Below are 12,282 nucleotides of genomic sequence, written 5' to 3' on the forward strand. Positions count from 1 at the left end.
AGGCTGCGCTTGGAAGGCGTGCCGTACTGCGACCGCGAGTCCACGCAACTGGGCCCCAACCGAACGGATGGGGCCCAGCCACGCTATTTCCAGCAGGTCAAGAACCAGGACTACTTAGGATTCACTTCCCTTGTCATCCTTAGCTTCGGCTTGCTTGGCCTTGGTGCCGGTTTCCTTCTTTGCAGACGGCTTGAACTTCTCGCTGACCTTCGACACTGCGTCCTTGACCTTGGCCTGAGCTTCCTTGACCTTGGTCTGGGCGCTCTTCACCCGGGCCTCCCGGGCGTCCTTGGCCTCGCTGACCCGGGTCTTGATCTGGTCAGCGGCCGAGGGCTTGGCCTTGACCGGCTCTTGCACCTCACCGGCCGTCTCCTCGGTGGTGGTGGTGTTCGACTCGGGGGCGGTCTTCGACAGCTTGAGCCCGGTGTTCGAGGCGTCGTCGACCAGCGTCAGGGCCTGGTTCTGCGGGTCGGTGACGTCCTGCGGTTCGGTCGCCGGTTCGAGTGCCCCGGTGGCATCTGGATCGACGCGCGGCTGCTCGGCCAAGATGCGCGCCGCCTCGGGCTCGGCCGGCGGGGTGTTGTCGATGGCTTCGGCCAGGGTAGTGGGGATGTTGATCAGCAGACTGTGCAGTAGACCACCGACCACGCGCTGACTGGGGTTGTCAGCGTCGGGCGTCGGGTATCGAAGCAGTCCAGCCCACGCGCTCTGGTTGTCGTCGCCGATCGTGCCGGGATCGTCGACGTCGCCGTAATCGAAGCCATTCAGCACCGCGTTGGCCAAAACGGCCGGGGTGTTCACCAGAACATTGAGGGCTGCCTCCGGGTCGTCGCCGGCCGCGCCGAGGGCCTCACCAATCCGCGTGAGCTCGAACACCGCGCCGCTGACCGGCGCGAAGACCCCCTGGAACAGCTGGCTGACCACAATGCCGGTGTTGAGGCTCGCGGCGACCAGGTTCGAAAGGTTCTGCACGATCAACTCGGGAATTCCGGCGACGTACGGGCCGTTCCTGCCCTGGGTTCCGGAAAGAAACAGGCCGGGCGCCCGCAGCGGGTCAGTGATGGCTCCGATCAAGTACAGCATCGAGTGGTTGAGCCACCGGTAGGCCTCGTCGATGTCGCCTTCTTCGAATGCCGCCTGTGCCTGCTTCAGGCGGGCTTCCCCGTTGGTACCGTTCCACCAGTCCTCGAGACCCTGGGGGTAGTCGGTGATGGTCGTGACGACCTTCTCCGCGTAGCCCTGCTGGTTCTCCAGCACCTGGCTCAGCAGCGGCGCCGGGTTGGCCAGCAACGCGCCGCCGAGCGCCTCGAGGTTGCCTGCGGTTTCGTCGAACAGCTGGCCGTACACCACGTCCGGCGAGGCAGTGGCATCCATCTTCGCCGTCAGGTTGTAGGCCATGGTCTTGGGCTGCTGCGCAGTCACCGTCGCGCCGGGGCCGATCGGGGCCGCTGCCATGGCGCCGACGCTGGCCATGGCCACACCGGCGATCAAAAACTTATTTCGCCGGCTGACCACTGGGGCGTCATCGGTGGGAGGGACAGGTTGCTGCACAAGGTCTCCTAAAGCTGAGAAAAAACTGAGGACATAAGGAAAGTTAGCTGAGTGTTACCTAAATTACAATAGGCAAGGCTAACCACCTTTTACGCACTTGTAAGTGGCTGAAGTGGTAGATTTCCGCGCCCTCGTGCAGCCAGGTAGCAAATGTCCATCCTCGACTGAGGGGCATGCCCGTCTGCAGAACCAGGCGTGCTCTAGTGGCAGGCAGGAACGTGCCCCCTCCCATCGAGTCAGCGTCTAGGTAGGCGAAAACCGCCTCAGCAGCTACCTAGGTTCTAAGTCGATGGAGAAGGGACCCTCAGAGCCAGGCGTGCTCTAGTGGCAGGCAGGAACGTGCCCCCTCCCATCGAGTCAGCGTCTAGGTAGGCGAAAACCGCCTCAGCAGCTACCTAGGCTCTAAGTCGATGGAGAAGGGAAGCTCGTCGATGGAGAAGGGACGCTACAGCCAGGTGTCGTCGGTGGTGGTGGTCAAGAACGCCTCCAGATCGTCACGCCACTGCGCCGGAGTGTTCTTGTCCGGCTCAATACCGGTGTACTCGCCGCGATAGAACAGCAGTGGCCGCGGCTTCTGCTCCGCCGGCTCCGACATCCCGTGCACGGCACCGAACACCACGAAGTGATCACCGCCGTCGTGCACCGAGTGCACGGTGCAGTCGATGTGGGCCAGCGAGCCGTCGATCACCGGCGAGCCGAGTTCTGAGGGCCGCCAGTCGATCCCGGCGAACTTGTCCGGCGCCTTGGAGCCGAACTGCGCCGACACGTCCTTCTGGTCCTCATGCAGCATGTTGACGCAGAACTTGCCGCTGGCCTCGATGGCCTGCCAGGCCCGGGATTGCTTGGTGGGACAGAACAGCACCAGCGGCGGATCCAGCGACAGCGCCGCAAACGACTGGCAGGCAAAGCCCACCGGCACGTCGTCGTGCAGCGTGGTGATCACCGTGACACCGGTGCAGAACTGGCCCAGCACATTGCGGAATGTGCGCGGGTCGATCGGCGTCGCCTCCGTCATCGCGGCGCGCGCCTTACTTGAAGCCGACCGAGAAGTCGTGGCCCCACAGACTGACCGCGGTCGACTCTCGGGCCACCCAATCGGCGTCGTCGACTTCCAGTCCCTCGCAACCGAATTCGACGTCGAACCCGCCCGGGGTCTTCATGTAGAACGACAGCATCTTGTCGTTGACGTGCCGGCCCAGCGTGGCCGACATCTTCACCTTGCGGCGCAACGCCCGATCCAGGCACAGGCCGACGTCGTCGGAGTTCTCCACCTCGACCATCAGATGCACGATGCCACTGGGGGTTTGGCCCGGCATGAAGGCCAGGCTGTGGTGCCGCGGGTTGACTCCGAGGAACCGCAGCCAGGCCGGGTCGCCGTCGGCCGGCCGACCGACCAGCTGCGGGGGCAGTCGCATCGAGTCGCGCAGCGAGAAGCCCAGCACGTCGCGGTAGAAGTGCAGGGTTTCGCGGTCGTCCTTGGTGGTGAGCACGACGTGCCCCAGCCCCTGCTCGCCGGTGACGAACTTGTGCCCGTAGGGGCTGACCACGCGGCGGTGCTCGAGCGCCACGCCGTGGAACACCTCGAGGCTGTTGCCCGACGGGTCGTCGAAGGTGATCATCTCGTCGACTCGACGGTCGACCAGTTCGGCGGCGGTGGCTTCCTTGTACGGCGTGCCCGCGGCTTCCAGCCGAGTCCGGATGTCCTGCAGCTCAGCGGCGTTGGCGGCTTCCCAACCGGACTGCAGCAGCCGGTCGTGTTCGCCGGGCACGATCACCAGCCGAGCCGGGAACTCGTCCATCCGCAGGTACAGCGCGCCCTCGGTGGTCCCGGCGCCCTCGACCATGCCGAGCACCTTCAGGCCGTACTCCCGCCAAGCCGCGATGTCGGTGGTCTCGATCCGCAGATAACCCAGCGACTTGATGCTCATGATCTACCCCTTGAGAAAGTCAACGGTGAGCTTGTTGAACTCGTCGAACTTCTCGACCTGAGCCCAATGTCCACACTGCCCGAAGACGTGCAGTTGCACCCGCGGAATCTGCTTGATCGCCACCAGCGCACCGTCGAGCGGGTTGACCCGGTCCTCGCGGCCCCAGATCAACAGCACCGGCTGACGCAGCTTGTACACCTCACGCCACATCATCCCGAGCTCGAAGTCCGCACCCGCAAACGACATCCCCATCGCCCGGGTCGCGGCCAGTGATTCGGGCTGACTGGCGATCGCGAACCGCTCGTCGATCAGCTCGTCGGTGATCAGCTTCTGGTCGAAGACCATGATCCGCAGGAACTTCTCCAAGTTCTCCCGCGTCGGCTCGGCGGAGAACTTGCCGAGCAACTTCACACCCTCGGTGGGGTCCGGCGCGAACAGGTTGACGCTCAGCCCGCCCGGGCCCATCAACACCAGCTTGCCGGCCCGATCTGGGTAGTCCAGTGCAAACCGCACCGCGGTGCCGCCACCAAGGGAGTTGCCCAGCAGCGGAATCCGGCCCTGCAAGCCGAGGTGGTCGAACAGCCCGAGCAGCGCCTTGGCGCTGTATCGGTTGTACTGCTCGTGTTCGGTGTGCTTGTCGGAGTGCCCGTAGCCCGGCTGATCGACGGCCAGCACGTGGAAGTGCTGCGCGAGCACGGCGACGTTGCGGCCGAAGTTCGACCAGCTCGACGCGCCCGGACCACCGCCGTGCAACAGCACGATGGTCTGCGCCTCGGGGTCACCGGCCTCGTGGTAGTGCAGCCGCATGTCGAGCTCACCGGCCCGGACATCGGCGTAGCGCGAGGTGGATTCGAAGGTGATCTCTTGCTGCTGAGCAGTTTCGGCGGCGAACGAGGTCATCGCGATCAGACCATCGTGTCGGCCGGCGGCAGGCCGAACTCGTGATTGCCGAAGATCAGGTAGGCCCGCTCGGGGTCGTTGGCGGCGTGCACCCGACCAGCATGCGCATCCCGCCAGAACCGTTGCACCGGAGCATCATTGGCCAGCGCGGTGGCACCGGAGGCCTCGAAGAGCCGATCGATCGAGGCGATCGCGCGGCCGGTGGCGCGGACCTGATCGCGACGGGCCCTGGCCCGCAGCTCGAACGGGATCTCCTGGTCTGCCACCAGCAGTGCGTACTCGTCGGCGACGTTCCCGGACAGCTGGCGCCAGGCCGCGTCGATGTCGCTGGCGGCCTCGGCGATCCGGATCTTGGCGAATGGGTCATCCTTGGCCTTCTCACCGGCGTAGGCCGCGCGCACCCGCTTGCCCTGGTGCTCGACGTGCGCGTCGTAGGCGCCGTAGGCCATGCCCACGATCGGGGCCGAGATGGTGGTCGGATGGATGGTGCCCCAAGGCATCTTGTAGACCGGCGCGGTGTTGGTCTGGTAGCCGCCGGCGGTGCCGTCGTTCATCGCCTTGTAGGACAAGAACCGGTGCCGCGGCACGAACACGTCCTTGACCACGATGGTGTTGGAGCCCGTGCCACGCAGCCCGACCACGTGCCACACGTCGTCGATGCGGTAGTCGGAGATCGGGATCAAGAAGCTGCCGAAGTCGACCGGGCGGCCGTCCTTGATCACCGGGCCACCCAGGAACGCCCAGGTGGCGTGGTCGCAGCCCGAGGACCAGTTCCAGGAGCCGTTGACGATGTAGCCGTCGCCGGTCTCGGTCACCACACCGGCGCCCATCGGGGCGTACGACGAGGAGATCCGCACCGAGCTGTCCTCTCCCCAGACGTCCTGCTGGGCCTGCTGGTCGAAGAGCGCCAGGTGCCAGTTGTGCACGCCGATGATGCCGGCCACCCACCCGGTGGAGCCGCACGCGCTGGCCAGTCGCCGGACCGCCTCGTAGAACAGCGTCGGGTCGCACTGCAGACCGCCCCACTGTTCGGGCTGGAGTAGCCGGAAGAAGCCGATCTCCTCGAGCGCCTTGACGTTGGCGTCGGGCAGTTTGCGCAGATCCTCGGTTTCCTGAGCGCGCTCCCGCAGAGCTGGCAGCAGTTCGTCGATGCCGGCGAGGACCGCCTGCACGTCACGCTGTTCAATGGATGTCACTGAAATGCCTCCCACGGGCGCGGCTGTTAGATGAACCCGGATAAAAACTAAAACAAGACTAGAACACGTTACGATTCGTGTCGAGTAGGGTATGCCTGCAGCGGCTGGACCTGCGAAGGTGCGTTTCTGTAACCTGTTCTAATTGACGAATCGGATTCGTGTCCAAGTCCCCGAGGAGAGGGTGTAGCGGTGACCGACGAGCCACTCGGCAGCCACGTGCTGGAACTGCAGGTGGCTGACGTCATCGCCGAGACCGAGGACGCCCGCTCGCTGATGTTCAAGGTGCCCGACGGGGCCGACATCCCAGCCGATCGGCTGCGCTACTCCCCCGGCCAGTTCCTCACCCTGCGGGTCCCCAGCGACCGCACCGGGTCGGTGGCGCGCTGCTATTCGCTGTCGAGTTCCCCGACCGTCGACGACGCGCTGACCGTCACGGTCAAACGCACGGCCGACGGCTACGCCTCGAACTGGCTGTGCGATCACGCCCACGCGGGGATGAAGCTGCACGTGCTGGCCCCGTCCGGCACGTTCGTGCCGAAGTCCCTGGACAGCGACTTCCTGCTGATCGCGGCCGGCAGCGGCATCACCCCGATGATGGCGATCTGCAAGTCCGCGCTGGCCGAAGGAACCGGGCAGGTCACGCTGATCTACGCCAACCGCGACGAGAAGTCGGTGATCTTCGCCGCCAAGCTGCGCGAACTCAGCGCGCAGTACCCGGACCGGCTCTCGGTGCTGCACTGGCTGGAATCGGTGCAGGGGCTGCCCAGCGCGAACAACCTGGCCCGGTTGTTCGCGCCGCACACCGACCGGCAGGCCTTCATCTGCGGGCCCGGGCCGTTCATGGCCGCGGCCACCGAAGCGCTGGAATCGCTGTCGGTGCCGGCCGACCAGGTGCACGTCGAGGTGTTCCGGTCCCTGGACTCCGATCCGTTCCAGGCCGTCGTGATCGACGCCGACGATGACGACGAACCGCCGGCGACCGCGGTGGTGACCCTCGACGGCGTCACGCAGGAGGTCAGCTGGCCGCGCTCGGCCAAGCTGCTCGACGTGCTGCTGGACAAGGGTATGGAGGCGCCGTTCTCCTGCCGCGAAGGACACTGCGGCGCCTGCGCGGTGTTGAAGAAGAGCGGTGAGGTGGCCATGGAGGTCAACGACGTGCTCGAGCCGTCCGATCTGGAAGAGGGGCTGATCCTGGCGTGCCAGGCCACGCCGTGCTCGGATTCGGTCGAAGTCAACTACGACGAGTAGCGAACGGATAACTTCTTGGTGATGAACCGGCTCACTGTGGCAACCGTGGCCAGCTTGCTGACCGCCGCTTTGGCGCTGCCGGCTCCGGCCGGTGCGGCCGCCGACGCGGCCACCACCTCGGTGGCCGTCGATGCCGGCACCTCGATCGAGATGCACGTCGAGGCCAATTGCGTGGCCGCCGAAGGGCGCTGCCATTTCAACACCCGGGCCAACCTGCTGACCCCAGACGGACCGGCCCCGTTCCCGGGCGACGTGTGGTCGCGGCAAACCATCACGGTGCGCAGCCCGGACCGCCAGGTGTGGCAGGAAGCCGATTACAGCGCGCCGGCCGGGATGCCGCGGGAAACCAAGGGCGCCAACCACGACAACGTGCTGTCGAAGATGTTCCGGTCGCTGAGCAACGTCGAGATCTCGGTGACCACCTTCGGCGGCGGGCCGATGGAGCGGTTCTGGGTCGACGGCAGCTCGGTGCCGACCGACTGGAGCAGCGGCCGGCCGACCACGAGGGCGGACTTCATCGTCTGCTCGAACATCCATGTGGTCTACGGCGCGGTGAACCTGTCCACGCCGACGGCCTGTGCGCAGACCCGCTTCTGAGGCGGCAGACCTTTAGCGCGGCAGCCCGAGTAGCCGTTCGCCGGCCAGGTTGAGCAGGATCTGCTCGGAGCCGCCCGCGATCGTCAGGCAGCGGGTGTTGAGGAAGTCGTGCACCCGAGGCCCGGGAACCACCCCGGCACCGTCGGACAGCTCCATCCGGAACTCGGCCAGCGCCTGCCGGTACCGCACCCCGATCAGCTTGCGGGCGCTGGCTTGTGGCCCGGTGTCGCCGCCGTCGACGGCCACCTGGGCGATGCGCTGATCGAGCAGAGCCCCGACCTGGGCGGTGCAGATCAGTTCGGCCAGCCGGTCGGCGTCGGCCGGGTCCAGGCCGCGCTGCGCGACGACGCCGAGCAGATCTTCCATCGGGTTGCCCAGCGCGGTGCCTTGGGCCATCGCGACCCGCTCGTTGGCCAGTGTGGTGCGCGCCAGCCGCCAGCCGTCGTCGACGGTGCCGACCACCATCTCGTCGGGTACGAACACGTCGTCGAAGAACACTTCGTTGAACAGCTCGTCGCCGGTGATCTCGCGCAGCGGCCGGATCTCGATGCCCGGCGCGGTCATGTCGACCAGGAAGTAGGTGATGCCCTTGTGTTTGGGCGCATCGGGATTGGTCCGGGCCAGACAAACTCCCCAGTGCGCCTGGTGCGCGGCCGAGGTCCAGACCTTCTGCCCGGTCAGCTTCCAGCCACCATCGACCCGGACGGCCTTGGTGCGCAACGCCGCAAGGTCAGAGCCGGCGCCGGGCTCGGAGAACAGCTGGCACCAGATCACGTCACCGCGCAGCGTGGCCGGCACGAACCGCTCGATCTGTTCGGGGCTGCCGTGCTCGAGGATGGTCGGCACCGCCCACCAGCCGATCACCAGATCGGGGCGTTCCACGTTGGCCGCCGCGAGTTCCTGGTCGATCAGCAGCTGTTCGGCCGGGACGGCCTCGCGCCCGTAGGGCTTGGGCCAGTGCGGCGCAAGCAATCCCGACTCGGCCAGGGCGGGCTGGCGCTGCTCGGCCGGCAACGCGGCGACGGCGGCGACGGCGGCGGCGATCTCGGCGCGCTGGTCCTGCACCGAACTCAGGTCGATGTCGATGTTGCGGCGCACGCCGTCGACGCTCAGCCGGGCGATGTCGCGCAGCCAGGGCCGGCGGCCACAGAGGAACTGGCTGATGCCGTACGCGCGACGCAGATACAGATGGGCGTCGTGCTCCCAGGTGATGCCGATCCCGCCGAGCACCTGGATGCAGTCCTTGATGTTGGCGGTGGCGGCCGCGGTGCCGACGGCCGCGGCGATCGCGGCCGCGATGCTCAGCTGGGTGGCGTCGTCCTCGTCGGCGGCTTGGGCGGCGTCCGCGGCGGCGACGGCGGCTTGTTCGGAGCGCAACAGCATTTCGGCGCACATGTGCTTGATCGCCTGGAAGCTGCCGATCGGCTTGCCGAATTGCTCACGCACCTTGGCGTATTCGGTGGCGGTGGTCAGCGCGTACCGGGCCACGCCGGCGGCCTCGGCGGCCAATACCGTTGCTGCCAGGTCCCGTACCCGACCGGCCGGGACGTTCAGCACGGTGACCGGTGCTGCATCGCACTGCACCCGGGCCAACGGCCGGGAGAAGTCGGTGGCTTCCAGCGGTTGCACGGCCACGCCGTCGGCCTTGGCGTCCAGCAATACCCACTGCTCGCCGGCCGGAAGCAGTAACAGCGCGTCCTGGTCGGCGCCCAGCACGTAGTCGGCTGATCCGGTGACGGTCTCGCCGTCGCAACGCAGCTGCGCGGACAGCGTCACCCCGACCGTGCGTTCCCCGCCGACCACAGCCTCCAGCAGGCCCGCGTCGTCGAGCACCAGCGTGGCCAGCGCGCTGGTGGCGACCGGGCCGGGCACCAGGGCCGCGGCGGCTTCGTCGACCACCGCGCACAGATCGCCGATCGACTCGCCGGCCCCGCCGGCTGCTTCTGGGACGGCCACACCGAAGAGGCCTAGTTCGGCAAATCCGGCGTAGACCGACCGCCAGGCGGCGGGCGCGCCCTGCTCCACCTCGCGGGCCGCGGCGATCCCGCCGGAGCTAGATGCCCAGGTACGCACCAGTTCACGGACGGCAAGCTGCTCGGCGGTAATGCTCACGCGAACCCCAGACTCCTCGGTGTGACATGCAGGGGCGCTACAGCCCACTAGAACGTGTTCTAATAGTGCCAGTGTTCGGCAGTCAAGTCGAATGTGGTGGAGCGGGGACGGGGTGCCTCGGCGAGCGCGGAGGTGAGGATGAACGCCGATCATGCGTATCGTTTTGAACTGATGCACCGCACGAAGGAGTTCGCAGCAGCATGTCCAGGCCGGCACGACCCGGGGCACCGAGTGCCCGATCGCGGGAGGGTGTGACCGTGGCGGTGCTTGCCGAGTCCGAACTCGGTTCCGAGGCTCAGCGCGAACGGCGCAAACGCATCCTGGATGCCACCCTGGCGATCGCCTCCAAGGGTGGTTACGAAGCCGTGCAGATGCGGGCCGTGGCCGATCGTGCCGACGTCGCCGTCGGGACGCTGTACCGGTACTTCCCGTCGAAGGTGCATCTTTTGGTCTCGGCGCTGGGCCGCGAGTTCGAACGCATCGATTCCAAGACCGATGGCGCCACCATCACCGGAAGCACGCCGTATCAGCGGCTGAGCTTCATGGTGAGCAAGCTGAACCGGGCCATGCAGCGCAACCCGTTGCTGACCGAGGCGATGACCCGCGCCTACGTGTTCGCCGACGCCTCGGCGGCCGCCGAGGTGGACCACGTCGAGAAGATCATCGACTCGATGTTCGCGCGCGCCATGGCCGAAGGTGAACCGACCGAGGATCATTACCACATCGCCCGCGTCATCTCCGACGTGTGGCTGTCGAATCTGTTGGCCTGGTTGACCCGCCGGGCTTCGGCCACCGATGTCAGCAAGCGTCTGGACCTGGCGGTGCGACTGTTGATCGGCAATGGCGGCCACGTCCACGACACCCCACCCGACGCGTGAGCACGCTGCCGGCCGACCTGACCGACGCCTTGCGCGTTGCGGTGCGCCGGCCGCGAGTGCTGATCACCTCGGATTTCGACGGGACGTTGTCCCCGATCGTCAACAACCCGTTGCATGCCCGGCCACTGCCGGGATCCGATGCGGCACTTGCTGCCTTGGCTGCGCTGCCCGGTGTCACCACCGCGTTGATCTCCGGGCGTTCACGCGAGGTACTGGGGCAACTGTCCGGCGCGCCGGCCGGTGTGCACTTGATCGGCAGCCACGGCGCCGAGTTCGAATCCGGTTTCGGTCAGCCCATCGACACCGCGCTGCTGGGCCGCATCCAGGCTGAGCTGCAAGCGATTTCCGATCGTTACCCGGGTTCGGCGGTGGAAACCAAACCGGCGAGCGCGGTGCTGCACGTGCGCAATGCCAGCCCGGACGACGCCGAGTCCGCGCTGGCCGAGGCCCGCGCAGCGTCGGTGGCCTGGTCGGCCGAGCTGACCGAAGGCAAAGCGGTGCTGGAGTTCGCGGTGATCAAGACCGACAAGGGTGCGGCGATCGATCTGCTGCGCGAGCAGGTGGACGCGTCGGCGGTGGTGTTCTTCGGCGACGACGTCACCGACGAGAAGGCGTTCGCCCGGATGCGCGGCGACGACGTCGGCGTCAAGGTCGGCGACGGCGAGAGCCTGGCCCAGTTCCGGATCGCGGCACCGCACGATGTGCTGGCCGCGTTGGAGTTCCTCATCCACGAGCGACGCGCCGGCGGCGCGGGCTAACTAGGCCGGCGGGCCGGCGGTACGTCCGCGCAGCAGTTCGGTTTGCAGCACCTCGACCACCGGCAGGCCGGAACCTGGCGGATTGTGCAGGAGTCGACCGGCTCGTCGCCCCTTCTCGACGTTGGGCTGCGCCACCGTGGTCAGCCCACGCCGCACGGCCTCGGCGATACCGTCGAATCCGGTGACGGTCATCTGTCCCGGCACGTAGATGCCGTGCGCGCGTAGGTAATCCATCGCAGCCAGTGCCAACACGTCGGCTGTGCAGATCAGCGCGGTGATCCGCGGATTGGTCGCCAGCGCGAGTTCGGCGGCCGCTCCCCCCGCGGTCGAGTCGTGGTCCAGGCTTTCCACCACGGTCAGCGCATCGGGGTCCAGGCCGGCGTCCTGCATGGCCGCACGCAGCCCGGCGATCCGCTCACCTTGGACGTCGAAGTCGTTCGCCTGCAAACGATCCGGAGACACCACCGCGCAACGTTCGCGCTTGGCACCGTCAACCGGCCGGTGTGGACCCAGCCGCATCGTCAACAATCCGATCTCCCGGTGACCCAGCCCCAGGACGTACTCGGCGAGTTCACGCATGGCGCCGCGGTCGTCGATGCACACCCGGGAGGCGCCCGCGACACCGCTGGGCTGATCGACGATCACCACCGGCAGATTGCGGTCCAGCACCAGTTGCAGGTACGGATCCTGCGCGGAGGCCGCGTACACCACGAAGCCGTCGACACCGGCCGACAGCACCGCGTTGGACCCCTCGTCCACACTGCGCCCGGGCCCGGCCGGCACCAGAAGCAGACCCTGACCGGTCTCCTCGCACACCTCGGCCAGCCCGGCCACGAAGTCCAGTGCGGCCGGATCGCTGAACGAATAGGTCAAGGGTTCGGTGATCACCAGGCCGACCGCATCGGCCCGACGGGTCCGCAGCGAGCGGGCCACCGGATCCGGTCCGGCATACCCCAACCGCTTCGCGGTGGACAGGATGCGTGCCCGCAGGTCCGCCGACAGTTGATCCGGGCGGTTGTAGGCATTCGAGATCGTGGTGCGCGAAACGTTGAGTTCGGCAGCCAATGACGCCAGGGTGGCTCGCCGCCGTGGCGCCGGGCTCCTGGACATGCCT

At 67.1% G+C, this 12,282-nt stretch carries 11 protein-coding genes; 4 read left to right on the top strand and 7 right to left on the bottom strand.

The window, feature by feature from the left end:
* Positions 1 to 114 precede the first annotated feature (114 nt).
* The 5 genes from AC5Y3P_RS06350 to hsaA form a co-directional block, all read right to left on the bottom strand.
* Entirely contained in the window at positions 115 to 1,455 is a 1,341-nt protein-coding gene (locus tag AC5Y3P_RS06350) for a hypothetical protein (RefSeq protein ID WP_500045050.1), read from the bottom strand.
* Positions 1,456 to 1,996: 541 nt separating this feature from the next.
* The gene (hsaB, locus tag AC5Y3P_RS06355; protein ID WP_500045051.1) at positions 1,997 to 2,566 is read right to left on the bottom strand and encodes a 3-hydroxy-9,10-secoandrosta-1,3,5(10)-triene-9,17-dione monooxygenase reductase subunit; all 570 of its coding nucleotides are present in this window, start codon (positions 2,564 to 2,566) and stop codon (positions 1,997 to 1,999) included.
* A gap of 13 nt (positions 2,567 to 2,579) precedes the next feature.
* Entirely contained in the window at positions 2,580 to 3,479 is a 900-nt protein-coding gene (gene hsaC / locus AC5Y3P_RS06360) for an iron-dependent extradiol dioxygenase HsaC (protein ID WP_500045052.1), read from the bottom strand.
* Between the two features lie 3 nt (positions 3,480 to 3,482).
* Positions 3,483 to 4,379: a 4,5:9,10-diseco-3-hydroxy-5,9,17-trioxoandrosta-1(10),2-diene-4-oate hydrolase gene (gene hsaD, locus AC5Y3P_RS06365; RefSeq protein WP_500045053.1), complete on the bottom strand. Its 897-nt coding sequence runs from the start codon at positions 4,377 to 4,379 to the stop codon at positions 3,483 to 3,485.
* Between the two features lie 5 nt (positions 4,380 to 4,384).
* On the bottom strand, positions 4,385 to 5,575 hold the full coding sequence (hsaA, locus tag AC5Y3P_RS06370) for a 3-hydroxy-9,10-secoandrosta-1,3,5(10)-triene-9,17-dione monooxygenase oxygenase subunit (protein WP_500045054.1): 1,191 nt from the start codon (positions 5,573 to 5,575) through the stop codon (positions 4,385 to 4,387).
* Between the two features lie 189 nt (positions 5,576 to 5,764).
* On the opposite strand from hsaA, the gene AC5Y3P_RS06375 reads away from it, so the two are divergent.
* Positions 5,765 to 6,823 carry a 2Fe-2S iron-sulfur cluster-binding protein gene (locus AC5Y3P_RS06375; RefSeq protein WP_500045055.1) on the top strand — a complete coding sequence of 353 codons (1,059 nt, stop codon included), beginning with the start codon at positions 5,765 to 5,767 and terminating at the stop codon, positions 6,821 to 6,823.
* A 21-nt stretch (positions 6,824 to 6,844) separates the two neighbouring features.
* Positions 6,845 to 7,420: a hypothetical protein gene (locus AC5Y3P_RS06380; RefSeq protein ID WP_500045056.1), complete on the top strand. Its 576-nt coding sequence runs from the start codon at positions 6,845 to 6,847 to the stop codon at positions 7,418 to 7,420.
* Between the two features lie 12 nt (positions 7,421 to 7,432).
* Here the strand turns inward: AC5Y3P_RS06380 and AC5Y3P_RS06385 are convergent, their stop codons facing one another.
* Positions 7,433 to 9,532 carry an acyl-CoA dehydrogenase family protein gene (locus AC5Y3P_RS06385; protein WP_500045057.1) on the bottom strand — a complete coding sequence of 700 codons (2,100 nt, stop codon included), beginning with the start codon at positions 9,530 to 9,532 and terminating at the stop codon, positions 7,433 to 7,435.
* A 257-nt stretch (positions 9,533 to 9,789) separates the two neighbouring features.
* Between AC5Y3P_RS06385 and kstR the strand changes: the two genes are divergently transcribed.
* Positions 9,790 to 10,410, top strand: a complete 621-nt coding sequence (gene kstR, locus AC5Y3P_RS06390; protein WP_500045183.1) for a cholesterol catabolism transcriptional regulator KstR — start codon at positions 9,790 to 9,792, stop codon at positions 10,408 to 10,410.
* Positions 10,407 to 11,168, top strand: coding sequence for a trehalose-phosphatase (gene otsB / locus AC5Y3P_RS06395; protein WP_500045058.1), 762 nt, complete (start codon positions 10,407 to 10,409; stop codon positions 11,166 to 11,168). Before kstR ends, otsB begins: the two co-directional genes overlap by 4 nt.
* Here otsB and AC5Y3P_RS06400 read toward each other — a convergent pair whose 3' ends face one another.
* Positions 11,169 to 12,278: an Rv3575c family transcriptional regulator gene (locus AC5Y3P_RS06400; protein WP_500045059.1), complete on the bottom strand. Its 1,110-nt coding sequence runs from the start codon at positions 12,276 to 12,278 to the stop codon at positions 11,169 to 11,171.
* Between the last annotated feature and the right edge of the window lie 4 nt (positions 12,279 to 12,282).

The organism is Mycobacterium sp. NGS45, from assembly GCF_059812645.1.